This window comes from Bradyrhizobium vignae (genome assembly GCF_004114425.1).
GTDB lineage: Bacteria > Pseudomonadota > Alphaproteobacteria > Rhizobiales > Xanthobacteraceae > Bradyrhizobium > Bradyrhizobium vignae.
The window spans coordinates 15,119-37,819 of record NZ_RDQF01000048.1 but is presented as its reverse complement, the minus strand read 5'-3'; the positions used below and the strand labels follow the sequence as shown (position 1 = coordinate 37,819).

Annotated in this window: 23 protein-coding genes; 12 read left to right on the top strand and 11 right to left on the bottom strand. The window is 64.0% G+C overall.

The annotated features are described in order from the left end of the window. Nucleotides 1-2: 2 nt before the first annotated feature. The gene (locus tag EAV90_RS29720) at nt 3-644 is read right to left on the bottom strand and encodes a glutathione S-transferase family protein (protein WP_129145499.1); all 642 of its coding nucleotides are present in this window, start codon (nt 642-644) and stop codon (nt 3-5) included. Between the two features lie 173 nt (nt 645-817). Between EAV90_RS29720 and murI the strand changes: the two genes are divergently transcribed. The 5 genes from murI (at nt 818) to EAV90_RS29695 (ending at nt 5,434) form a co-directional block, all read left to right on the top strand. Further along, the gene (gene murI / locus EAV90_RS29715; RefSeq protein WP_129145498.1) at nt 818-1,615 is read left to right on the top strand and encodes a glutamate racemase; all 798 of its coding nucleotides are present in this window, start codon (nt 818-820) and stop codon (nt 1,613-1,615) included. 75 nt (nt 1,616-1,690) lie between these two features. Next, on the top strand, nt 1,691-2,464 hold the full coding sequence (locus EAV90_RS29710) for an HpcH/HpaI aldolase family protein (RefSeq protein WP_129145497.1): 774 nt from the start codon (nt 1,691-1,693) through the stop codon (nt 2,462-2,464). 229 nt (nt 2,465-2,693) lie between these two features. Next, entirely contained in the window at nt 2,694-3,461 is a 768-nt protein-coding gene (locus EAV90_RS29705) for an acyltransferase (RefSeq protein ID WP_129145496.1), read from the top strand. Between the two features lie 199 nt (nt 3,462-3,660). Further along, on the top strand, nt 3,661-4,278 hold the full coding sequence (rpsD, locus tag EAV90_RS29700) for a 30S ribosomal protein S4 (RefSeq protein WP_122402498.1): 618 nt from the start codon (nt 3,661-3,663) through the stop codon (nt 4,276-4,278). A gap of 88 nt (nt 4,279-4,366) precedes the next feature. Further along, the gene (locus EAV90_RS29695; protein ID WP_122402497.1) at nt 4,367-5,434 is read left to right on the top strand and encodes a threonine aldolase family protein; all 1,068 of its coding nucleotides are present in this window, start codon (nt 4,367-4,369) and stop codon (nt 5,432-5,434) included. 122 nt (nt 5,435-5,556) lie between these two features. Here the strand turns inward: EAV90_RS29695 and EAV90_RS29690 are convergent, their stop codons facing one another. From EAV90_RS29690 to grxD, 4 genes are read right to left on the bottom strand one after another with little or no spacing between them, the layout of a single operon-like run. Further along, entirely contained in the window at nt 5,557-6,819 is a 1,263-nt protein-coding gene (locus EAV90_RS29690) for a serine hydrolase domain-containing protein (protein ID WP_164937159.1), read from the bottom strand. A gap of 1 nt (nt 6,820) precedes the next feature. After that, complete coding sequence (locus EAV90_RS29685) at nt 6,821-8,107, bottom strand: serine hydrolase domain-containing protein (RefSeq protein WP_164937158.1); 1,287 nt, start codon at nt 8,105-8,107, stop codon at nt 6,821-6,823. Between the two features lie 43 nt (nt 8,108-8,150). Then, nucleotides 8,151-8,705, bottom strand: coding sequence for an O-acetyl-ADP-ribose deacetylase (locus EAV90_RS29680; RefSeq protein WP_129145494.1), 555 nt, complete (start codon nt 8,703-8,705; stop codon nt 8,151-8,153). A gap of 3 nt (nt 8,706-8,708) precedes the next feature. Beyond that, a complete protein-coding gene (grxD, locus tag EAV90_RS29675; RefSeq protein ID WP_018647423.1) occupies nt 8,709-9,035 on the bottom strand; it encodes a Grx4 family monothiol glutaredoxin in 327 nt (108 codons plus the stop codon). A gap of 238 nt (nt 9,036-9,273) precedes the next feature. On the opposite strand from grxD, the gene egtB reads away from it, so the two are divergent. Together egtB and egtD are read left to right on the top strand one after the other, a co-directional pair. Then, nucleotides 9,274-10,572 carry an ergothioneine biosynthesis protein EgtB gene (egtB, locus tag EAV90_RS29670; RefSeq protein ID WP_164937162.1) on the top strand — a complete coding sequence of 433 codons (1,299 nt, stop codon included), beginning with the start codon at nt 9,274-9,276 and terminating at the stop codon, nt 10,570-10,572. A gap of 50 nt (nt 10,573-10,622) precedes the next feature. Next, entirely contained in the window at nt 10,623-11,594 is a 972-nt protein-coding gene (egtD, locus tag EAV90_RS29665; protein WP_162500214.1) for an L-histidine N(alpha)-methyltransferase, read from the top strand. 170 nt (nt 11,595-11,764) lie between these two features. Here egtD and EAV90_RS29660 read toward each other — a convergent pair whose 3' ends face one another. Further along, on the bottom strand, nt 11,765-12,958 hold the full coding sequence (locus tag EAV90_RS29660; RefSeq protein ID WP_164937157.1) for a low temperature requirement protein A: 1,194 nt from the start codon (nt 12,956-12,958) through the stop codon (nt 11,765-11,767). A 24-nt stretch (nt 12,959-12,982) separates the two neighbouring features. Continuing rightward, a complete protein-coding gene (locus EAV90_RS29655) occupies nt 12,983-13,219 on the bottom strand; it encodes a BolA family protein (RefSeq protein WP_027525381.1) in 237 nt (78 codons plus the stop codon). A gap of 184 nt (nt 13,220-13,403) precedes the next feature. Here EAV90_RS29655 and EAV90_RS29650 point away from each other — a divergent pair, with 184 nt between their 5' ends. Then, entirely contained in the window at nt 13,404-13,763 is a 360-nt protein-coding gene (locus EAV90_RS29650) for a DUF427 domain-containing protein (protein ID WP_129145491.1), read from the top strand. Between the two features lie 98 nt (nt 13,764-13,861). Here the strand turns inward: EAV90_RS29650 and EAV90_RS29645 are convergent, their stop codons facing one another. After that, a complete protein-coding gene (locus EAV90_RS29645) occupies nt 13,862-14,035 on the bottom strand; it encodes a DUF1328 domain-containing protein (RefSeq protein ID WP_007612121.1) in 174 nt (57 codons plus the stop codon). A 177-nt stretch (nt 14,036-14,212) separates the two neighbouring features. Between EAV90_RS29645 and EAV90_RS29640 the strand changes: the two genes are divergently transcribed. After that, nucleotides 14,213-15,400, top strand: a complete 1,188-nt coding sequence (locus EAV90_RS29640; RefSeq protein ID WP_122402489.1) for an acyltransferase family protein — start codon at nt 14,213-14,215, stop codon at nt 15,398-15,400. 153 nt (nt 15,401-15,553) lie between these two features. Here the strand turns inward: EAV90_RS29640 and purL are convergent, their stop codons facing one another. Next, complete coding sequence (purL, locus tag EAV90_RS29635) at nt 15,554-17,764, bottom strand: phosphoribosylformylglycinamidine synthase subunit PurL (protein WP_129145490.1); 2,211 nt, start codon at nt 17,762-17,764, stop codon at nt 15,554-15,556. A gap of 184 nt (nt 17,765-17,948) precedes the next feature. On the opposite strand from purL, the gene EAV90_RS29630 reads away from it, so the two are divergent. Further along, entirely contained in the window at nt 17,949-18,428 is a 480-nt protein-coding gene (locus EAV90_RS29630; RefSeq protein ID WP_164937156.1) for a PaaI family thioesterase, read from the top strand. Nucleotides 18,429-18,502: 74 nt separating this feature from the next. Further along, on the top strand, nt 18,503-19,468 hold the full coding sequence (locus EAV90_RS29625; protein ID WP_129145489.1) for a DMT family transporter: 966 nt from the start codon (nt 18,503-18,505) through the stop codon (nt 19,466-19,468). Nucleotides 19,469-19,663: 195 nt separating this feature from the next. Here the strand turns inward: EAV90_RS29625 and EAV90_RS29620 are convergent, their stop codons facing one another. Together EAV90_RS29620 and purQ are read right to left on the bottom strand one after the other, a co-directional pair. Continuing rightward, nucleotides 19,664-20,653, bottom strand: a complete 990-nt coding sequence (locus EAV90_RS29620) for a tripartite tricarboxylate transporter substrate binding protein BugD (protein ID WP_129145488.1) — start codon at nt 20,651-20,653, stop codon at nt 19,664-19,666. Continuing rightward, nucleotides 20,650-21,351, bottom strand: a complete 702-nt coding sequence (purQ, locus tag EAV90_RS29615; protein ID WP_122402485.1) for a phosphoribosylformylglycinamidine synthase subunit PurQ — start codon at nt 21,349-21,351, stop codon at nt 20,650-20,652. The genes EAV90_RS29620 and purQ overlap by 4 nt, the downstream gene beginning before the upstream one ends. A gap of 165 nt (nt 21,352-21,516) precedes the next feature. Here purQ and EAV90_RS29610 point away from each other — a divergent pair, with 165 nt between their 5' ends. Next, nucleotides 21,517-22,533: a magnesium and cobalt transport protein CorA gene (locus EAV90_RS29610; RefSeq protein WP_122402484.1), complete on the top strand. Its 1,017-nt coding sequence runs from the start codon at nt 21,517-21,519 to the stop codon at nt 22,531-22,533. The last annotated feature ends 168 nt before the right edge of the window (nt 22,534-22,701 follow it).

Genomic DNA, 22,701 nt, shown 5'->3' with positions numbered 1-22,701 from the left:
GCTCAGCTCAAGAGCAGCGCCATGCCGGGATCGCCCTTCTCCATCGCGCGGCGGTATGCCGGGCGGGCGCCGATGCGGCTGAGATATTTGACCACATTCGGACAGCGCGCGAGATCATAGGGCTGGAAATAGCGCATCGTGGTCAGCGAGAACACCGTCATGATGTCGGCCGTGGTGAAGGCGCTGTCCGCCAGATATTCGGACTCGCGAAGCCGTGCGTCGAGAAGATCGTAGGCACGGTCGAGGCGTCCCTTCATCGCGAGCAGGGTCGGGTTGTCCTTGGCGAGATCGAGCCGGCTTAGGATCATCATCCGCCCCATGCCGGGCTGCAAGGTGCCGTTCGCGAAATGAAGCCAATACAGAAACTGCGCGAAGGCGGGATCATCGGGACCGAGCACGAGCCGGCGGTTGCCGTATTTTGCAACGATGTAGTCGACGACGGCGCCGGATTCCGCAAGCACCAGCTCGCCGTCGGTGATGACCGGCGCCGTGCCGGCCGGATGCAGCGCCTTGTACTCCGACGGCGCCAGCATGGTCGTCTCATCGCGCGTGTAGCGCTTCATCTCATAAGGAATTTCGAGCTCCTCGCAGAGCCAGACAATGCGTTCGGATTGCGATCTACCGAGATGGTGGACTGTGAGCATGTTGCTTCCCCGCGGGATTGCCTGCCGGCGAGACGCCGTCTTGTTCCGCGGCTTGGGTGAGGTGTCAACCTGCGAGCGGATGCCCCCTGGCCGCTTTGACCCGTGATGCCAGCCTCGCGCCGCAAAATCGCCCTAAAAACCGAATGGTAACCATGGCGGGCTAGGGTAATGACGTGACCAATTCTCCGACCATCCTGGTGTTCGATTCCGGCCTTGGCGGGCTGACGGTGCTGCGTGAGGTCGTGGCGGCGCGCTCCGACGCGCATTACGTCTACGTCGCCGACGACGCCTTTTTTCCCTATGGCCACCACAGCGAAGACGAGATCATCGCCCGCGTCGTACCGCTGATGGGGGAGCTGATCGGCACTCATGATCCAGACCTCGTCGTCATCGCCTGCAACACGGCGTCCACCCTGGTCCTGTCCCACCTGCGCGCGGCTTATTCCCTGCCCTTCGTCGGCACGGTGCCGGCGATCAAGCCGGCCTGCGCGCAGTCCAGGACCCGCCGCGTCTCGGTGCTCGGCACCAAGGGCACGGTGAAACGCGAATACACCAAGGCGCTGATCCGCGATTTCGCGCAAGGATGCGAGGTGACGCTGGTCGGCTCGCCCGAGCTCGCCTCGCTCGCCGAGGCCGCGCTTGGCGGCACCCCGATCAGCGACGGTGCCATCCTCGCCGAGCTCGCCCCCTGCTTCGTCGGCGATGCCGAGGACGCCGGCGCGCGCACCGACACCGTGGTGCTCGCCTGCACGCACTATCCGCTGCTGCTCGACCGGCTGAAGAGGCTGGCACCCTGGCCGGTCGACTGGATCGATCCGGCGCCCGCTATCGCCCGCCGCGTATCCGACCTGCTCGGTGCTCCCAGCTGCGGCATCGCGCAGTCAGGCGCCGAGATGATTTTTACCTCGAACCGCGTGCATGGCCTCAGCGCCACGCTGACGCCGTTCTTCGGCGGACGCGCGGTCGCCTGACCTTGTGCCCCGGTTAACCTTGCGCCCCGGCGGCGCGCTGCTAGGCTCCGTCGTCATCTCTGCGCAGGTCATCACATGTCGGTCCCCGCAAAGCCGCTCAATCGCCTCCGCCAAATATGGAGCGAGGGCCGTCCCGCCTTCGGCGCGATCGCGACCATCCCGAGCGTGCAGATGGTGCAGATCATGGCGCGCTCGCTCGACTGGATCATCGTCGATCTCGAACATGGCCCGATCGGGCTCACCGAAGCGCATGCGATGATCGCGGCGACGACGGGCACGCCATGCACGCCGTTGGTACGGATCGCCGCGAACGAGCCGTGGCTCGCGAAAGCTCCGATGGACATCGGCGCGTTCGGCATCAACTTCCCGATGATCACCAACCGCGCCGAAGCCGAGAAGGCGGTACGCAGCGTACGCTACCCGCCACGCGGCGACCGGCTCTGGGGGCCCTTCCACGCACCGTTCCGCTGGGGCCAGTCGATGCCGGATTACATGGCCAGCGTCGACGACGAGATGATCTGCATGGTCACGATCGAGCATGTCGAGGCCGTCAACCGCATCGACGAGATCATGGCGACACCAGGCATCGACGTCGCCGTGATCGGCCCCGGCGATCTCGCCACCTCCATCAACAAGCGCGGCCAGATGGACGATCCGGAATTGCTGGAGCTGGTCGCGCGCGCCGAGGCCGGCATCCTCCGAAGCGGCGTGCCGATCGGCGGCGTGGCGCGTACCGCCGACCAGGCCAATGCCCTGATCGACCGTGGCTACCGCGCGATCGCGCTCGGCTTCGACTGGTCACTGTTCCAGCGCGGCATCATGGCGGCTTTCGATGGGATTAGGCGCTGAACAAGCCGATTGACGTATTGCCGGGACCTGCTGCGCCGCCGGGATCGCCCAATCAAGAGCTAAATCATTGACATCGTTTATTTTTACGCCGTCATCAAGACCAGACTGGCGATGTCCTGATGCGGCGAACCGACCGGCCCCAAGCGGGTTGGTTCGTGCTAGAGCGAGCGGGCGGGCCCCCCGCTCGCCGCACATATTTTGATCTTTCATCCCTGGGAACCGGAGACCAATGCGCGGGACGCCCAAGACTATTTCACCGTGGCGCCGTCTGATCTGCGACCTCATGCATGCATCGATGGGCGTGCCCTTCGTTTCGCTATCCCGTTCGCTCCATATCCGTCCTGTGCTGGAAGCCCGCGCAAGCGCAACGTCGCCCGCCGGGTGGGCCGCGATATTCGTCAAGGCTTTCGCCCTGGTTGCACGGGACGAACCGATCCTGCGCACCGTTTACACCAAATGGCCTTGGCCAGCCCTCTATGAGCTGCCGAAGAGCGTGGCGACGGTCGCGATCGCCCGGATCGAGAATGGCGAGGAATGCGTGCTGCCTCAGCGAATCGCCGCTCCTGAGGCGCTTTCGCTGGCAGCGGTCGATGCGGAAATCCGACGCGGCAAGACAGCCCCGGTCGCTGATGTCCCGATGTTCCGCAAGATCATGCGGGCCACCCGCCTGCCGCTGCCGCTGCGGCGCCTGTCCTGGGCCATCGGCCTGAATTTCGGCCGCCAGCGCGGCAACTGGTTCGGTAGCTTCGCGGTGAGCTCGGTGGCCGCCTATGGCGGCGGCGAGCTCCACCCCATCACACCGGGCCCCTTTATCGTCAGCTATGGGCTCGTCGAGCCGGATCAAACGATCCATGTCGTGATCCGCTGGGACCACCGGGTCACCGACGCCGCCCCGATCGCGAGGGTCCTGACCCGGCTGGAACAGGTCCTGAACACTGAAATCGCTGCCGAATTGCAGGCAGCCGTCCCCAAGCCCGTCTGGGCGGTGAGGGGCTGATTCCGGGGCCAATCGCATTGACAGCCAGCCCCAAACTCCCCTAAAAGCCGCCTGCTCGCGGGCCGATTTCGGCCCGCGAAGCGTTTCGCGACCCGTGGTCAAATCCCTTAAGCTTTGGGGATCGGACCTGTCGGTGCCGGGATCATCCCGTCACACAGGAGGGCGCGTTTCCTCAAACCATGCAACCGAAGAGGACGCGATGACTAAGCGCAGTGAGGCGAAGTACAAGATCGATCGCCGTATGGGCCAGAACATCTGGGGCCGCCCGAAGAGCCCCGTGAACCGCCGCGAGTACGGCCCCGGCCAGCACGGTCAGCGTCGCAAGGGCAAGCTCTCCGACTTCGGTGTGCAGCTCCGCGCCAAGCAGAAGCTGAAGGGCTATTACGCCAACATCAGCGAGCGCCAGTTCCATGGCATCTATGTCGAGGCGAGCCGCCTCAAGGGCGACACCGGCGAGAACCTGATCGGCCTGCTCGAGCGCCGTCTCGACGCGGTCGTGTACCGCGCGAAGTTCGTCTCGACGATCTTCGCCGCCCGCCAGTTCATCAACCACGGCCACGTCAAGGTGAACGGCCGCAAGGTCAACATCTCGAGCTATCAGCTCAAGGTCGGCGACGTGGTCGAGGTCAAGGAATCCTCCAAGCAGCTCGCGCATGTGCTCGAAGCCAGCCAGCTTCCCGAGCGCGAAGTCCCCGACTATCTCGAAGTCGACCACGGCAAGATGACCGCGAAGTACACCCGTATCCCCGGCCTCTCCGACGTGCCGTTCCCGGTGCAGATGGAGCCGCATCTGGTCGTCGAATTCTATTCGCGCTAAGAACTGAATATCGAAAGGCCCCGGTTCGCCGGGGCCTTTTTACTTAAGAGCCACACTTCAGTGGCCGTCATGCTTCAGGAGGCGTCACATGCTCTACACCCCTCCCCCTCTCGATCCCAAGGCGCCGCCGGTGCGCATCAATCTGCTCTCGGACACGCAGACCAAGCCGACGGCGGCGATGCGCGAGGCGATGGCGCGCGCCGAGGTCGGCGACGAGCAGGTCGGCGACGATCCGACCGTGAACGCGCTGTGCGAGCGCGTCGCAGATCTGCTCGGCAAGGAAGCTGCCGTCTACATGCCCTCGGGCACGATGTGCAACGTCACCGCGACGCTGGTGCATTGCCGCCCCGGCGACGAGATCCTCGCGCACGAAACCGCGCACATCATCGCGCGCGAAGGCGGCGCGCATGCTGCGATCGGCGGCTTCCAGGTCACCCAGCTCAAGGGCCCCGATGGCCAGTTCACGCCGGAGACTCTTCGCAAGGCGCTGCACCCGCGCACGCGTTACCAGCCGCCACAGACCGTCGTCAGCGTCGAGCAGACCGCCAATATCGGCGGCGGCACGATCTGGAAGAAGGCGGTGCTCGACGAGATCGTCGCGATCGCGAAGCAGCACGGCCTCGTCACTCACATGGACGGCGCGCGCCTGCTCAATGCGACCGTGGCGAGCGGCATCTCCCCGCGCGATATGACCGCGGGATGGGATTCGGCCTGGATCGATTTCTCGAAGGGCCTGGGTGCGCCGATCGGCGGCGTACTCGCGGGCTCGCGCGCCTTCATCGACGCGGTGTGGCAATGGAAGCAGCGCCTCGGCGGCTCGATGCGGCAGGCCGGTGTCTGCGCGGCAGCCTGCATCTACGCGCTTGATCATCACGTCGAACGCCTGGCCGACGACCACGCCAATGCACGCGCGCTCGCCCGCGGACTATCGCAGATCGCAGGAATCGAGGTGCAGGAGCCCGAGACCAATCTCGTCTTCTTCAAACCGGACGGCGCCGGCATTCCCGGCGACAAAATGGTCTCAGCCCTGCGCCAGCGCGGCGTCACGCTGGCGATGATGGACGGCCGCATTCGCGCGTGCACCCATCTGGATGTCGATGCGAGCCAGATCGAAGAGACGATCGGATACGTGCGAGAAATCGTGCGGGGAGCGTAGGTTCCGTAGCCGAGGTGAGTTCCCATCGCCCGGAGGAGCGCAGCGTAATCCGGGATAGTCTTTCATCGGTGAGAACCCCGGATTGCGCTGCCGCTCCATCCGGGCTTCCGGAGGCGACCGCTTCACCGTCCCATCGCCTGATAAATCAGCGTCTTCAGGTCGAGTTGAATTCGGCCACGCTGCGAGGGCGTCTGCACCATGAAGATCCCGAACAGATCGTCTTCGGGATCGATGAAGAAGAACGTGCCGCCGACGCCGTCCCAGCGGTATTCGCCCAGTGGCCATGACGTTCCCGACGGCACAGAGGTGCGCACCGCGAAGCCAAGGCCGAAGCCGGAACTGCCGCCCGGATAATAGTTCTGGTCGCGTGCGATTCCAGTCTCCGGGCCGATATGGTCCGACGCCATCAGCGCAACCGTCTCGGCTTTGAGATAGCGCCTGCCGTCAATGGTGCCGCCATTCAGCAGCATCTGCGCGAAGCGGGCGTAGTCGCCCACCGTGCCGACCATGCCGGCTCCGCCTGATTCCCATTTCACCGGTTTCCTGATGTCGCGGATTTCGGTCGTCGGGCTGATCCTGCGGTCCTCCGGCATCGGTTCGGCGATACGTGCAAACTTGGCGGGATCGGCAACGTAGAACGCAGTCTCGCTCATGCCGAGCGGATCGAGCAGCCGCTCCTTCTCGAACTGGAGCAGCTTCTTGCCCGAGATCACCTCGACGACGCGGCCGAGCACATCGGTGGCAAAGCCGTAATCCCACACCGTGCCTGGCTGCTCGGCGAGCGGCAGCGTGGCGATCTTCGCGACGAAGTCGGCGTTGGAAAGATCGCTGTTGAAGAGGTCGGCCGCGGCAAAGAGCTCGCGCACCGGGCCACCGCCGTAAAAGCCGTAAGGCAGCCCCGCGGTGTGGCGCAAAAGGTCCTTGATCGTGACTGGGCGTTCCTGCGGCGCGAGCGTCAGCGAAACCTTGCCGTCCCCTGCTTTCGTCTCGATGCCCACCTTCATGCCGGCAAAGGCCGGAATGTATTTGGACACGGGATCGTCGAGCGAAAGCCTGCCCTCTTCGACCAGCATCATCGCCACGACTGATGTGATCGGCTTCGACATCGAATAGAGACGGAAGATCGTATCCGCGCCCATCGATATCTCGGTGGCCACGTCGCGAACGCCGAAATTCTCGTAATAGACCGGCTTGCCGTGTTGCTGGAGCAGCAGGATGGCACCGGGGATCTTGCCGGTCGCGACCTCGCTCCGGATGTAGTCGGAAACCTTCGCCAATCCTTCCGTGGAGAGTGTGCGGACTGCGCGTCGCTCGGAGCCGGCCTGCGCACCGACGACCCAGACGAGAACAACGAGCGCCGCGATGAACCCGCGGCGCGCGCGCATGTCATTTCTCCATGGCTTCATAAACCAACTGCTTCAATGTTCGCTGCACGCGCTGGCGCTCGGTCGGGGTCTGCTCCAGCAGCACGAAGAACATGTCCTGTTTGGGGTCGATCACGAAATAGCAGCCGGAGGCGCCATCCCATTTCAGCTCGCCGAGATCGCCGGGCGGCGGCGGCTTGGCGTTGCCGGGATCGGTGCGCACCGCGAGCCCGAGGCCGAAACCAAAACCGTCGCCGGGGAAGTAGAAATAATCACGATCGACGCCGGAGCCGGGGCCGACTTGATCGGTCACCATCAGCTTGAACGTCTCGGGCTTGAGAATGGTCTTGCCCTCGAGAGTGCCGCCATTGAGCAGCATCTGCGCAAAGCGCCGATAATCCGCCATGGTCGTCACCATGCCGCCGCTGGCGAACTGGATTTTCTTGCTCACCGTCGGGTCGTTGATCCGGCCGACGCGGAAATCGCCGTCGTTCGGCAACGGCTGCGCCAGAAGCTTCTGCTTCTCGGGGTCCGTGACGAAAAAGCCGGTATCGACCATGCCGAGAGGATCGAGCAGCTTCTCGCGCATGATGTCGATCAGCGGCTTGCCGGCGGCGACCTCCATCACACGTGCCAGCACATCGGTGGAGTGACCGTATTGCCAGAGCGCGCCCGGCTGGTTGTGCAGCGGCAGCTTGGCGATGCGTTCGGCGAACTCGGCAAGATCGAAATCGCCGGCATAGATGTTGGCCTCGCGATAGGCCTTGCGGACCAGGCTGTCGCCGTAGAAGCCATAGGTGATGCCCGAGGTGTGCGTCATCAGATCGTGCACGGTCATCGCCCGCTTCGGCGGCACCAGCTCGAGCGACTTGGTGCCGTCCTCGGCCTTCTTCTCGACGCCGACCTTCACATTGGCGAAGGACGGAATGTATTTCGAGACAGGATCGTCCAGCTTGATCTTGCCGTCCTCGAGCAATTGCATCGCGACCACCGCGGTGATTGCCTTGGTCATCGAGAACAGGCGGAAGATGGTCTTGTCCGTGATCGGGGCCTTGCTGACCACGTCCTGTACGCCGAAGACTTCGTGGTAGACCGGCTTGCCATGCTGCTGGATCAGCACGTTTGCACCGGCGATCTTGCCGGTCGCGACCTCGTTCTTGAAGAACTCGCTGATCCTGCCGAGCTTCTCCTGATTGAAATGCGCGCCGGCCGGAATCTCGTAGGTGCCCTCCGCCCGCGCCATCGAGATCGCGCCAAGCGACACCAGCGCGCCGCAGGCTAGCGCGCGCAGTCCAGATCGTGAAATCATACGCCCTCCCCGGAACATGGTCCGGCGGAGTGTACCGGCCAGCTCAATCGGCACAAGGTCCGCTGTGTCGCGCAAGCGCATCAGCATGGAGCTTGGCGCTCGGTTCGGAGAAGCAGCAGAACACCACGCAAGCGACGGTTGGCGCTAAAGCGAGCCCTTCGATCGTCGTGCGCACGGCGATATCGGCCGCCCGGGCGGCAGGGAAGCGATAAATGCCGGTCGAGATCGCGGGGAAGGCCACCGAGGTCAGCTTGTGCTTGCCGCACAGCTCCATCGACCGTCGATAGCAAGAGGCAAGCAGGTCGTCCTCGCCCTGGGTGCCTCCGTTCCAGACCGGCCCGACGGTGTGGATCACATGGGCGGCCTTGAGTCGGTACCCCCTGGTGATCTTGGCGTCGCCGGTCTTGCAGCCGTGGGGCATGCGGCATTCAGCGAGAAGCTGGGGCCCGGCCGCCCGATGGATCGCACCATCGACGCCGCCCCCGCCGAGGAGTGACCTGTTTGCGGCGTTGACGATGGCGTCAACGCCGAGTGTCGTGATGTCAGCGACGATAACCTCAAGCTCGGCGCTGCCAATCCGGCGCGTCGGCAGGGTCACGTGTCAGGCCGCGACGACGACGCCCTTTTCGGAGAAGAGCTGCTGCAACTCGCCGGCCTGGAACATCTCGCGGACGATGTCGCAACCGCCGATGAATTCGCCCTTCACGTAGAGCTGCGGGATGGTCGGCCAGTTCGAGTATTCCTTGATACCGTTGCGCAACTCGGCGGATTCCAGGACGTTGAGGCCCTTATAGCCGACACCGATATGGTCGAGGATCTGGACGACCTGGCCGGAGAAACCGCACTGCGGAAATTGCGGCGTACCCTTCATGAAAAGAACCACGTCGTTCGACTTCACTTCATTGTCGATGAATTCCGCGATGCTCATATCCGTGTCCTTCTGGGGCAGAGCCCTCACCAATTGCTTCGGGCCGGCTCAGCCGTTTTAACCCGATACCTGCCTATATATGTAGCCCAAACCGTTGTGCATCCAAAGTAAAATGGCGGCGACGGGCCCCTGGCGGCGGTGCAGCGCCCAACAGGTCCATAGGCTGATGACATCAATATCATCGCCGGAGAGGACTTTCATACCGTAACGGAGCCCCTATTTAGGACGAACCTTGGTTTTGGAACCGGGCAACGCCAACGACGTTCTCTTGTCCTGTCTGGAGAAAAACGTGACGAAACCAGCCTCCGCTACGGCCGCACCCCCGCTTTCGTCACGGTCCTCGGACCCGGGCAACCTCGCCCAGCGGCTTGGGGACGCCTTTCTCGCCGTCCGCAATGAGACCGAAAGGCGGGCAGCGCCGCTGTCGCCGGAGGACCAGCAGATCCAGTCCATGCCCGATGCCAGCCCCACCAAATGGCACCGGGCCCATACCACCTGGTTCTGGGAGCAATTCCTGCTCGGCGAGCACACCGTGGGCTACCGGCCCTTCCACCCCGATTTCGCGTTCCTGTTCAATTCCTATTACGTCAGCGCCGGCCCGCGACATGCCCGCAATCATCGCGGCGACATCACCCGTCCCAGCGCGGACGAGGTCGGCGCCTACCGCAAATATGTCGATGCCGCCGTCGTCAAATTCTTCCGCGAAGCGAGCGCGGACAAGCTCCGGGCCTTGGCGCCTCTGGTCGAGGTCGGACTCAACCACGAGCAGCAGCATCAAGAATTGATGTTCACCGACATCCTGCATGCCTTTGCGCAGAACCCGATCTACCCGTCCTATGACCCGGACTGGCGCTTCCCGGCCGCAACGCGCAGCGGCGATGACTGGCTGACGCTCAAGGAAGGCATACACACCGTCGGCCATGTCGATGACGGCTTCCATTTCGACAATGAGAAGCCGGCGCACCGCGCCCTCGTCGGTCCGGTCAAGATCGCCCGCAATCTGGTCACCAATGCGGAGTGGCTCGACTTCATGCAGGATGGCGGCTACCGGACCGCAACCCTCTGGCTGATGGACGGCTTTGCCGCGGCCAGCAAGGAAGACTGGCAGGCCCCGGGCTACTGGCGCGAAGTCGATGGTGCATGGCAGGTGATGACGCTCGCGGGCCTCAAGCCGGTCGATCCCGACGCGCCGGTCTGCCATGTCAGCTACTATGAGGCCGACGCGTTCGCGCGCTGGTCCGGCAAACACCTGCCGACCGAGATGGAATGGGAGGTCGCGGCCCGCGCTGGCCAGCTCAACGACGCCTTCGGCATCGTCTGGCAATGGACCCGCAGTTCTTACTCACCCTACCCCGGCTACCGCGCCGTCGAAGGCGCGCTCGGCGAGTACAACGGCAAGTTCATGGTCAACCAGCTGGTGCTGCGCGGCTCCTCGCTTGCAACTCCGCAAGGCCACAGCCGTATCACCTATCGTAATTTCTTCTATCCGCACCACCGCTGGCAGTTCAGCGGAGTGCGGCTCGCCTATTACGACTAGTTCTCATCCGTCGACAAATGCGCGCCGGACAGCGCGTTCAGGAGAGCATCATGAATGTGCACGCCAGCGCTCTGGCCGAGGCCCATCTCCCCGACGAGCAGACCACTGCCTTTGCCCGCGAGGCCATCGAGGACCTCTCGCGCCAGCCGAAAAAACTGTCGCCGAAATATTTCTACGACGCGACGGGATCGGAATTGTTCGAGGCGATCACGCACCTGCCGGAATATTACCCGACGCGCACCGAGCTATCGATCCTGAAGGAGCGCGGCAGCGAGATCGCAAAAATCATTCCGGAGCACGCGGCACTGGTCGAGTTCGGCGCGGGTGCAACAACAAAGGTCCGCCTGCTGCTGGGTCAGTGCAAATTCGCAGCCTACGTGCCCGTCGACATCTCGGGCGACTTCCTGGCGGCGCAGGCGAACGGGCTGAAGCGGGATTTTCCCTCACTCGGCATCTATCCGGTGGCCGCCGACTTCACCGCGCCATTCGAGTTGCCCAAGCAGGTCGCGTCCATGCTGAAGGTCGGCTTCTTCCCGGGCTCCACCATCGGCAATTTCGAGCCGCAGGAAGCGCAGGCCTTCCTGAAGAGCGCCCGCGAGATCCTCGGCCCGGGCGCGCAGATGATCATCGGCGCCGATCTCGAGAAGAACGAGCGCGTGCTGCACGACGCCTACAACGATTCCGCCGGCGTCACCGCGCGCTTCAACCTCAATGTGCTGGTGCGCATCAACCGTGAGCTCGGCGGCAATTTCGATCTCTCCGCCTTCACTCATCGCGCGATCTACAATCGCGAGCGGCACCGCATCGAGATGCACCTGATCAGCCGGAAGAGCCAGACCGTGCGCCTGCTCGGCACCAGCTTCTCGTTCCGCCCCGGCGAGAGCATCCACACCGAGAACAGCTACAAATACAGCCTCGAGCGCTTCGCCGCGCTGGCGCAGGGCGCGGGTTGGCGCGTGCGCGAAAGCTGGACGGATGCAGCCAAAATGTTCTCGGTGCACGCGCTGGAAGTCGCTGAGTGAGCGCTCCGAGACATCCTTCGAGACGCCCGCCCTTGGCGGGCTCCTCAGGATGAGGACGGAGTGCGCGGCAGCAATATCAAGGAGCACCACGTCCCGTTAGCCTCGCCCTGAGGAGACCGCTCCGCGGTCGTTTCGAAGGACGAGGCGCTTGCTCAGAGGCCGCTCAAGAGTCAATGCTCCTCGGCCCCTTCCGCCACCGACCCCAGTGACACCGACTCCCACACCGCCACGACGATCATGATCACGGTCGTTGCGACCGACAGCCAGAGCGGCGACAGATCGGCGGCGAACCACCACAGCGCCAGCAGCAGGATGATGCCGATGCCGTGCGAGAGCTGCAGGAAGCCGCGGATCGTGTGCTTGAACAGGATGGTGCCGACCAGGAACACCAGCGGGCCGCCGATCGTGCTCACGACCGTGCGGATGTCGGGATGGCCGGTCGGATGCTTCAGCACGAGCTCGTCCGAGACCGCGGTCAGGATGATGCCGGCGACGATCGGCATGTGCAGATAGGTGTAGGCGAGCCGCGCCAGGCGGCCGGATTCGGCTGACTTGGAGATCCGCTCGGAGCCCGCCTCCGCGCCCTTGTGGAAATAGATCCACCACATCGCGATGGCGCCGACCAGCGCCGCGACGAAAGCGAGAATATTGCCCGCGGTCCACTCCAGTTCAGCGAAGGTCGCGCCGTTGACGACGATGGCTTCACCGAGCGCGATGATGACGAACAGCGCGCAGCGCTCGGCCATGTGGCCGCCTTCGACGGCCCACGCCTCGACCGAGGAGAATCCAAGCTTCGGGACCCAGAAGCGTGCCGCCGGCGAGATGTATTCCCAGGTCACCGCCGCGATCCACAGCCATAGCCGCGTGTCGCCCTCGGACAGACCGCCTGCGATCCACAGCACCGCGGAGATCGACAGCCAGGTCAGGATGCGGATCGCGTTGTGCCGCACGGCCGTTCGATGCCGCGGCGTTGCGAACAGCCAGAACGCGGTACGTCCGACCTGCATGGTCGCATAGGCAATGGCGAACCACAGGCCGCGCCCCTCGAAGGCGGTCGGGATCGTCGTCGACAGCACGAGACCACCCAACATCATCGCAAAGAGCAGGAGGCGGACCGGCGTCAGTTCGGGATTGAGCCAGTTGGTGACCCAGGCGGTGTAGACCCACACCCACCACACCGCGAGAAAGAGCACCACGACATGCACCGCGCCGAGCGGCGTGAAATGGTGCAGCAACGTGTGCGAGATTTGCGTGACGGCAAAGACGAAGACGAGGTCGAAGAACAGCTCGACAAAGGTGACGCGGCTGTGCTGGTTCGGCACGATGACGCGAAACATCGCGCCGCGCGGGTTGTCCGCAGCCATCATCGTCCCCGTGGCGCGATCAGGTCAGCTGCCGGGTACACCGGTTTGCAGCGCCAGCGCGTGCAGGACGCCGCCCATCTGGCCGCGCAGGGACTGGTAGACGATCTGGTGCTGCTGGACGCGCGACTTGCCGCGGAAGGATTCCGAGATCACGGTCGCGGCATAGTGATCGCCGTCGCCGGCGAGGTCACGGATGGTCACCTCGGCATCGGGGATCGCTGCCTTGATCATCGCCTCGATATCGTGGGCGTCCATGGGCATTCGGGTCTTGCTCCTTCTGGTCTAAGCGTTCGAATCACGGCCAGTGGTCCCCTCGCCGGCAGGCTCAAACTTAGCGTGAACGGCCTTCTAGGTCACGTCTTCCGACACTATATCCGTGATCGCACCAGGAGAAAGGCACGACAAAGTGCCGTGCGCGGCAGATTGATCGAAAAGGCGTGAAATCATGAAGCTTCCAGGGCCCGACCACCCCATCACCATCACCCCAAATCCCCGGCGCGTCCGCGTCACGGCGGGTGACATCGTGATCGCCGAGACCAGCAAGGCGCTGACTCTAAAGGAGGCCAAATATCCGGCGGTGCAATATGTGCCGCGAGAGGACGCCAACATGGCCCTGCTGGAGCGTACCGACCGCATCACCCACTGCCCGTACAAGGGCGACGCGAACTATTACAGCGTCAAGGCCGACGGCAAGACGCTGGACAACGCGATCTGGACCTACGAGACGCCCTTTCCCGCGATGACCGAGATTTCCGGCCATCTCGCCTTCTATCCGGACAAGGTGAAGATCGAGGAAGTGGGGTAGTTCTGGTGATGGTCATTCCGGGGCGGTCCGCAGGACCGAACCCGGAAACTCGAGATTCCGGGTTCGATGCTTCGCATCACCCCGGAATGACCACGGCGCTACGCCCTGAAGATCGTGAGCCCCAGGATCAGCAACACCAGGAAGATCACGACGAAGACGTAGAACAGGAAGCGGGCGATGTCGGCGGAGGCGGCCGAGATGCCGGTGAAGCCGAGCACGCCGGCCACGATCGAGACAAGTAGGAAGATCAGCGCCCATTTCAGGATGGTCATCACCAGCTCCGAACTGCCGCTTTCTTGCGGCCCTCGCCGTTTTCGGCGGATGCTAACTTCGCTGCGCGGAACTGGTTCCTAGAGGTCGTCGGGGCTGACCCTTCCAAATAAACTGTCCTTGCTGAATCGAGTTCCCGGCGGCACAGTCCAGCCGGGATCAGGATCGGGGCGGCCACGATGACGATGTCACATTCAGCGACGATCGGCGCAGAGGTGCATGCCGCGCCGAAGAGCAAGGCGCGCAATTTGGCGATTGATCGCGCCCGCACCTTCCTGACTCTGGTGGTGCTGCTGCATCACGCGGTGATCCCCTATACTTATTTCGGTCATACCGATCCGAAGTATTTCTTCGGCTTCGACATGATCGTGCTCGCCACCGACAGTTTCTTCATGGCGATGTTCTTCTTCCTGTCGGGACTGTTCGCCTGGTCTGGCATCGCCCGGAAGGGAGCGCGGAGCTATTTGGCAGATCGCCTGCTGCGGCTTGGCTTACCCTTCGCGGTCTGTGCCCTTACGGTCATTCCGCTCGCCTACTACGCGATCTCCCTGCGGCAGCATCCCGAGATCGGCTTTTCGGAATTCTGGTGGAATATGGTCACGAAGGGCCCGTGGCCGAGCGGGCCGATTTGGTTCCTTTGGGTCTTGTTCGCCTTCGACCTGGTTGCCTGCCTGCTGCACCGGCTGTCACCCAATCTGCTCGATCCGATCAATCGCCTTTCGCTACATGGTCGCCGTCGTCCCGCCGTGTTCTTCGCGGTCATGCTAGCCGTCACCGCGGCGTTCTACATTCCCGGGCGGGTTCACTTCGGACCAAGCAGTTGGTTCGAGTTCGGGCCATTCTCGGTCCAGCACGGGCGCGTGATGCTCTACGCGACCTACTTCTTTTTCGGTGCCGGCATCGGCGTTGCGCAAATGGATCGCGGGCTGCTCGCTGTCGACGGCCGCATGGCAAAGGTCAGTTGGGACTGGATGGTACTGGCGATCGTTCCGTATTGCCTGTTGTGGGGACTGATCTTCATCAAGCGCGAAATACTGGGCAACCCGTCGCCGTTACCGGACTGGTATGAAGCGCTCTATGCCATCTGCTTCACTGTCTTCAGCGTGGCCATCATGTTTCTGATCCTGGCCTTTTTCCAGAGGTTCAAGCAATCAGGCTCAGCCAGGCTGCTCGATCCAATGCAGGGCGACGCGTTCGGCATGTTCCTGGTGCACTATCCGATCGCACTGTGGCTGCAATACTGGCTGTTCGACTATGACCTGCCGGCGATCGTCAAGGCCACGATCGGGTTTGTACTGACTGTCGCGGCGAGCTGGGCGCTGACGCGAGCGTTGCGGCAGATCCCGGGCGCGTCGCAGGTGTTGTGAGGCCAGGCCTCTCCACTCGTCGTTGCGAGGAGCCCTTGCGACGAATCCAGACTGCCGCGGAGGAGACAGCCTGGATTGCTTCGCGGAGCCTGTCATCGGGCCGCGCTTCGCGCGGACCCGTTGGCTCGCAATGACGGAGGTCGTGGCAGCGCCTCACGCCGCCTTTCCGCCCATATACTCCGGCAGCCAACGCTCGAACGAGGCCCGCAGCACGTCGATCGCAACAGGCGCCTCGCCTGCGATCGCAATCGCATCGCCGCCGGTGGTGCCGATCCGCACGCACGGCACCTCGCAGCCGCGCATCTTGGCGAGCACGCGGCCGGCTTCCGTTTCCGGAACGGTGACGAGATAGCGCGCCTGGTCCTCGCCGAACCAATAGGCTTGCGGCACCAGCGCACTCGGCGCCGCCAGCAGTTTGGCGCCGATGCCGCTCGCCATCGCCATCTCGGCGAGCGCGATCAGCAGACCGCCGTCGGAGAGGTCGTGCACGGCGGTCGCGGTGCCCGCATGGATCATGCCGCGCACGCAATCGCCGTTGCGTTTTTCGGCGGCGAGATCGACCGGCGGCGGCGCGCCCTCCTCGCGGCCGCAGATGTCGCGCAGGTAAACCGACTGGCCGAGCCAGCCATGGGTCTCACCGACCAGCAGGATCGCCTCGCCTTCGGCCTTGAAGGCGAGCGAAGCAGACTTGGTGAAATCGTCGAGCAGACCAACGCCGCCGATCGAGGGCGTCGGCAGGATCGCGCGGCCATTGGTCTCGTTGTAGAGCGAGACGTTTCCGGACACGACCGGGAAATCGAGCGTGCGGCAGGCTTCCGAGATGCCCTTCAGACAGCCGACGAACTGGCCCATGATCTCGGGCCTCTCAGGATTGCCGAAGTTGAGATTGTCGGTGATCGCGAGCGGCTTGCCGCCGACCGCGGTGATGTTGCGCCAGGCTTCGGCGACGGCCTGCTTGCCGCCCTCGAACGGATCGGCCTCGCAATAGCGCGGCGTGACGTCGACGGTCAGCGCGAGGCCCTTCGGCCCGTCCTGTACGCGCACGACGGCGGCATCGCCGCCGGGGCGCTGCATGGTGTTGCCGAGGATGACGTGGTCGTACTGCTCCCAGACCCAGCGCTTGGAGCACATGTCGGGCGTGCCGATCAGCTTCTCGAGCGCGGCACCAAGCGTCATCGGTGCCGGCACGTCGCGGGCATGCACGATCGGCAGCGCGGCGGAGGGGACATGCGGCCGGTCATAGACCGGAGCCTCGTCGCCGAGCTCCTTGATGGGCAGGTCGGCCATGACGTCGCCGCCATGCTTGACCACGAAGCGCTTGCTCGGCGTGGTGTAGCCGACCACCGCGAAATCGAGGCCCCACTTGGTGAAGATCGCCTCGGCTTCCTTTTCCTTCTCGGGCTTGAGCACCATGAGCATGCGCTCCTGGCTCTCCGAGAGCATCATCTCGTAGGCGCTCATGCCGGTCTCGCGGGTCGGCACCGCATCGAGATCGAGGTCGACGCCGAGATCGCCCTTGGCGCCCATCTCCACCGCCGAGCAGGTCAGGCCCGCTGCGCCCATGTCCTGGATCGCGATGACGCAGCCCTTCTCCATGATCTCGAGACAGGCCTCGAGCAGCAGCTTCTCGGCGAAGGGATCGCCGACCTGCACGGTCGGGCGCTTCTCCTCGGACTTGTCGTCGAACTCGGCCGAGGCCATCGAGGCGCCATGGATGCCGTCGCGGCCGGTCTTGGAGCCGAGATAGACGATCGGCATGTTCACGCCTGAGGCGGCCGCATAGAAAATCTTGTCAGCGTCGGCGAGGCCGACAGCCATGGCATTGACCAGGATGTTGCCGTCGTAGCGGGTGTGAAAGCGCACCTGGCCACCCACGGTCGGCACGCCGAAGGAATTGCCGTAGCCGCCGACGCCCGCCACGACGCCGGAGACGAGATGCCGCGTCTTCGGGTGCTCGGGTGCGCCGAAGCTGAGCGCATTGAGGCAGGCAATGGGGCGCGCGCCCATGGTGAAGACGTCGCGCAGGATGCCGCCGACACCGGTGGTCGCACCCTGATAGGGCTCGATGTAGCTCGGGTGGTTATGGCTCTCCATCTTGAAGACCACGGCCTGACCATCGCCGATGTCGATCACGCCGGCGTTCTCGCCGGGGCCCTGGATCACCCAAGGCGCTTTGGTCGGCAGGCCGCGCAAATGGATGCGCGAGGACTTGTACGAGCAGTGCTCGTTCCACATCGCCGAGAAGATGCCGAGCTCGGTGAAGGTCGGCTCCCGCCCGATCAGCTTCAGGATGCGCTCATACTCGTCGGGCTTGAGCCCGTGGGCGGCAACCAGTTCGGGGGTGATCTTGGGTTCATTCTTCATGGATTCGAGGCTTTCGGCGGCGGTTGGCCGTTCTTAGGAACATCGGGGGCTCACGAAAAGCCCTTTATGACGCATTTTCCCGCTGTCCCACGTTTTGCGCCGGGGGCCCCGCGGGAACGGGAATTGCACGGCGCGAACGGATCGGATTTAAGGGCTAAAGACCCGCAATTGAAGGCCTATTTCCTTGCACGAATTGACCAAAGCGCCCCCGCCCCGCCGCCCCGACCTCCATGTCGCGACAGAGGGGGAATTCAAGGGCTGGCGGACCTGGATTCGCGACAGTTTTGAGTCCCATGTCGGACCCTTCTGGCACCGGATCGAGCCGGACGGCAGCGTCCGCTGCGCCTTCCGGGTCGAGAAGAAGCACCTCAATGGCTCCGGCAACGTCCATGGCGGCTGCTACATGGCCTTTGCGGACTATTCCCTGTTTGCGATCGCCACCCACGTCCTGGATGGACGGGCCGTGACGACCAATTTTGCCTGCGAATTCCTCGACGCGGCCCGGGAGGGTGAGCTGGTCGAATGCACCGGCGAGATCAGCCGGGCCGGCGGTTCGCTGATTTTCCTGCGTGGCAGGATGATGTCCGGCGACAGGCAGCTGTTCACCTTTTCCGGCACGATCAAGCGGGTGAAGCGGAAGGCGCAACCTCAGCCAAACGCATAGCTCGGCGCCTTCCTTTTTGGCGCCCCCTCGCCCACAGTTGCCTAAGCGCTTTCGCGCCGGGGAGCAGACATAAGGTGCCGCAGAGCACATCCGAGACGGGTCGCATGACGGCGTCCGGATCAGCGCCATTGCCGTCGATCGCCGCCACCGGCGCGCGCAACTGGCGCGACTATGCACTGCTGCTCGCGCTGGCCTGCTGCTGGAGCTCGACCTATCCGCTGGCCAAGCTGGCGTTGGATACGATCCCACCCATCACCTTCATCTCGGCACGCTCGCTGATCGCGGCCGCCTTCCTGTTCGCCATCCTGTGGATGCGCGGGGTCAGGATCCCGACCGACGCGAAGGCCTGGAAGCTGTTCGCGACCCAGCAATTGATCAACTCGACCTTCCCGTTCCTGATCATCACCTGGTCGCAGCAATATGTGCCGGCCTCGAATACGGTGGTGCTGGCCTCGACGACGCCGATCTTCGCCTTCCTGATCACCTCCCTGATCACGCGGCACGAGCCGGCGACGCTGCTGAAGCTCGTTGGCGCGATCCTCGGCCTCGCCGGCACCCTCGCCATTGTCGGCCTCGATGCGCTGCGCGGCTTCGGTAGCGAGATCGTGGCAGAGATCGCAATCCTCCTCGCCACCGTCTCCTTTGCCTGCGCGACCATCTTCGGCCTCAGGCTGTCCGAGTACGACCCGATGGTGGTTGCGGCCGGCTCCCTGCTGTTCGGCGGCCTCGTGCTGCTGCCTCCCTCGCTGATCATCGACCAGCCCTGGACTTTGCATCCGACGCCGACGGCCATCATCGCCACCATCGTCATGGGCATCGTGTCGAGCGCGCTAGGCCTGATGCTGTTCTACGTCTGCCTCGGCCGGCTCGGCACGCTGACCACCAACGCGCAAGGCTATTTGCGCATCCCGATCGGCGTCGGCCTCTCCGTGCTGCTGCTCGGCGAGAGCGTGCCGTCGAACCTGGCGCTGGGATTATTGTTGGTCATGGCTGGCGTTGCGGCCATGACGGTGCCGGCGGAGAAGCTTAAGCTGCGGTAGTGGAATGAGATTTGGTTGCATCGATGCGAGCAGATAGCTCGGTTCACCTCTCCCCGCCGGGGAGAGGCGAGGAACCCGCTCCGCTCACCCCGAAATCGGCTTCCCCCGATCGATAGCCATTCGGCTGGGCCTGCGCAGATATGGCGCGCGGCGCATCTGGATCAGCAGCTCGTTGAAGAGGATGTCCAAACACAGCTATTGCTTGGCGTCGTCCGCCAGCATCTTCCGGTACTTCTCGACGTCGCGCGTGACGAGCTGCTGCAGCAACTCCGGCGTATGCTCGTTGTCGTCAGGTGCGACAGTCGACAGATCGGCAAATCGCTTCTTCACCGCGTCGGTTTCCACAGCCGTGCGCGCCGCGGCATTCAGCTTGGCGATCACGGCCGGCGGCGTGCCCTTGGGCGCGAACAGGCCGTTCCAGCCCTGTGCCTCGAACTCGGGCAGGCCCGCTTCCGCCGAGGTCGGCAGCTCCGGCAACGTGGCGAGGCGAACGGTCGAGCCGACCACCAGCCCCTTCACCAACTTCTCGTTGATCGCCTGCGAGACCGAGGCGGCCGCATCGCAGACGCCGTCGATCTGGCTGCCGACGGCATCGGTGAGTGCGGGCGCGGCGCCGCGATACCCGACCAGCGTCGCGTCGATCCCGGCGGCGCTGACGAAGCTCTTGCAGATCAGATAGTTGGAGGAGCCGACGCCGGCATGGCCGAGATTGATCTTGCCGGGATTGGCCTTGGCGTAGGCGATGAACTCCTTGAGGTCCCTTGCCGGAAAGTCCTTGCGCAGCGCGATGATGCCGAAGGTCTTCGCCACCATGGCGATCGGAACGAAGGATTCCGGCGTGAACGGCAATTTTGGATAGATCGTATAGGTTGCCGCATTGGTGCCGGCGTTCCCGATCGCGATGGTATAGCCGTCGGGCTCGGCGCGGGAGGCACGCGCCAGTGCGGTCGAGCCGCCGGCACCTGCAACGTTCTCGATCACGATGGTCTGGCCGAGCGCAATGCCCATCTGCTCGGCGACCGCGCGCGCGATCACGTCCGAGGTGCCGCCGGCCGCGAACGGCACGATCATGGTGACCGGGCGCTTGGGATAGTCCTGGGCGGATGCGCAAGTCGCGATCGAAAATGTCGCGAACGCCAGCGTCGCGATCGCGGCGAGAGCACGCTTCACCACAAGCGAGATCACGCCGCTTTTTCCAGATGCTGGGCGAGGCCGGCGAACAGGCCGCGGCCATCAGTGCACCCCATGATGTCTTCGACGTGGTTCTCGGGATGCGGCATCATGCCGAGCACGTTGCCCTTGTCGTTGATGATGCCGGCGATGGAATGCGCCGCGCCGTTGATGTTGGCGGCCTCATCGACCACGCCATCGGCGGAGCAATAGCGATAGAGCACCCGCCCCTCGCCTTCGAGCCGCTTGATGGTCTCCTCGTCCGCCTCGTAATTGCCCTCGCCATGGGCGACCGGCACGCGGATCACCTGGCCGGCGTTGTAACCGCGGGTGAACGGGGTATCGGAACGCTCGACGCGCAGATGCACATCCCTGCAGATAAACTTCAGCCGCGCATTGCGCATCAGCACGCCCGGCAGAAGGCCGGATTCGCAGAGGATCTGGAAACCGTTGCAGACACCGAGCACGAGCCCGCCCTTGGCCGCATAGTCGCGCACCGCATCCATCACCGGCGCCCGCGCGGCGATAGCGCCGCAGCGCAGATAGTCGCCATAGGAGAAGCCGCCGGGCACGACCACGAGATCCGTGCCCGGCGGCAATGACGTCTCGGCGTGCCAGACCATCGCCGGCTCACTGCCGGAGATCAGCCTCAATGCGCGCGCCATGTCGCGCTCGCGGTTGATTCCGGGAAAGACGAGGATGGCGGCTTTCATGGCAGGGTTCCGATGGTGGTGGGAATCGGGCTGGCCAAAGGGCCAATTCGTGAAGAGACATAACCATTTGACGGGAATTTTACCAGTGCTAGCGTTGCGGAACGCCTTTGTACACAGGCCATAGCCGGTCGGATTTGGCCGCTCGAATTGCCCGGGATTGAAGTCATGAACGTCGCGTCGCTGTCCACATCCCGTTCCGAACCGGTGTCCACCGAGGGCGTCGTCGCCGCCGGCGCCTATGTCGATGGCCGCCGCATCGCCAACATCGCCATCAGCGAGGCCTCGAGCTGGCGGGCCAAGCCCGGCCACGTGGTCTGGATCGGGCTGCACGAGCCTGACATGGCGCTGCTCGGCGCGGTGCAGAAGCAGTTCGACCTGCACGAGCTCGCCATCGAGGACGCCAACCACGCCCATCAGCGGCCCAAGATCGAGCAATATGGTGAGGCGCTGTTCATCGTCGCGCGCACGGCGCAATTGATCGAGGGCCGGATCGCCTTCGGCGAGACCCACATCTTCGTCGGCGACGGCTATCTGGTCTCGGTGCGCCACGGCGCCTCGACCTCTTACGCGCCGGTGCGCGAACGCTGCGAGAGCTGCCCGCGCGCGCTCGCGCGCGGCGAGGACTACATCCTCTACGCCATCCTCGATTTCATCGTCGACAATTACTCGCCCGTGCTGGAAAGCATTCACGAGGAGATCGAGGAGATCGAGGACGACGTGCTCACGCATGCGATCACCAAGACGCAGATCGAGCGGCTCTACATGCTGCGGCGTGACCTGTTGCGGCTTCGCAACGCAATCGGGCCGCTGGTGGAGGTCTGCCGCCGTCTCGAGCACGATGAGCTGTCAATGGTGCGCGCGACGATGCAGCCCCTGTTCCGCGACGTCACCGACCATGTCCGCAACATCCAGGAGCGCATCGATTCCATGCGCGAGGTGCTGGCCTTCGCCTTCGAGGCGAGCCTGCTGGTCGGCCAGGCCCACGAGACCGCGGTGTCCAAGAAGCTCGCCTCCTGGCTCGCGATCACCGCCATCCCGACCGCACTCGCCGGCATTTACGGCATGAACTTCAAGCACATGCCGGAGCTGCAATGGGAGTACGGCTATTACATTCTGCTCGGCGTGATGCTGACGGCGTGCGGCGCGCTCTACTGGCGTTTTCGGCGCGCCGGATGGCTGTGAGCTGCGAAAACGCTCGGCAATAACTTCGTACCCCGGATGGAGCGCAGCGCAATCCGGGCTACGACCAAGTCGGGCCTAAAGCATGATCCGGAAAAGTGCGAAGCGGTTTTCCGGAAAGATCATGCGTAAACAACAAGCTAAAGCGCGATGACGATTCATCCAAATCTC

Coding starts and splice junctions, on each gene's coding strand:
- egtD (WP_162500214.1), top strand. CDS start 10,623: ATGAATGTGCACGCCAGCGCTCTGGCCGAGGCCCATCTCCCCGACGAG.
- EAV90_RS29645 (WP_007612121.1), bottom strand. CDS start 14,035: ATGACCATCCTGAAATGGGCGCTGATCTTCCTACTTGTCTCGATCGTG.
- purL (WP_129145490.1), bottom strand. CDS start 17,764: ATGAAGAATGAACCCAAGATCACCCCCGAACTGGTTGCCGCCCACGGG.
- grxD (WP_018647423.1), bottom strand. CDS start 9,035: ATGAGCATCGCGGAATTCATCGACAATGAAGTGAAGTCGAACGACGTG.
- purQ (WP_122402485.1), bottom strand. CDS start 21,351: ATGAAAGCCGCCATCCTCGTCTTTCCCGGAATCAACCGCGAGCGCGAC.
- EAV90_RS29650 (WP_129145491.1), top strand. CDS start 13,404: ATGAAGCTTCCAGGGCCCGACCACCCCATCACCATCACCCCAAATCCC.
- EAV90_RS29695 (WP_122402497.1), top strand. CDS start 4,367: ATGCTCTACACCCCTCCCCCTCTCGATCCCAAGGCGCCGCCGGTGCGC.
- EAV90_RS29705 (WP_129145496.1), top strand. CDS start 2,694: ATGCGCGGGACGCCCAAGACTATTTCACCGTGGCGCCGTCTGATCTGC.
- EAV90_RS29720 (WP_129145499.1), bottom strand. CDS start 644: ATGCTCACAGTCCACCATCTCGGTAGATCGCAATCCGAACGCATTGTC.
- EAV90_RS29710 (WP_129145497.1), top strand. CDS start 1,691: ATGTCGGTCCCCGCAAAGCCGCTCAATCGCCTCCGCCAAATATGGAGC.
- EAV90_RS29610 (WP_122402484.1), top strand. CDS start 21,517: ATGAACGTCGCGTCGCTGTCCACATCCCGTTCCGAACCGGTGTCCACC.
- EAV90_RS29640 (WP_122402489.1), top strand. CDS start 14,213: ATGACGATGTCACATTCAGCGACGATCGGCGCAGAGGTGCATGCCGCG.
- EAV90_RS29690 (WP_164937159.1), bottom strand. CDS start 6,819: ATGCGCGCGCGCCGCGGGTTCATCGCGGCGCTCGTTGTTCTCGTCTGG.
- rpsD (WP_122402498.1), top strand. CDS start 3,661: ATGACTAAGCGCAGTGAGGCGAAGTACAAGATCGATCGCCGTATGGGC.
- EAV90_RS29660 (WP_164937157.1), bottom strand. CDS start 12,958: ATGGCTGCGGACAACCCGCGCGGCGCGATGTTTCGCGTCATCGTGCCG.
- EAV90_RS29685 (WP_164937158.1), bottom strand. CDS start 8,107: ATGATTTCACGATCTGGACTGCGCGCGCTAGCCTGCGGCGCGCTGGTG.
- EAV90_RS29655 (WP_027525381.1), bottom strand. CDS start 13,219: ATGCCCATGGACGCCCACGATATCGAGGCGATGATCAAGGCAGCGATC.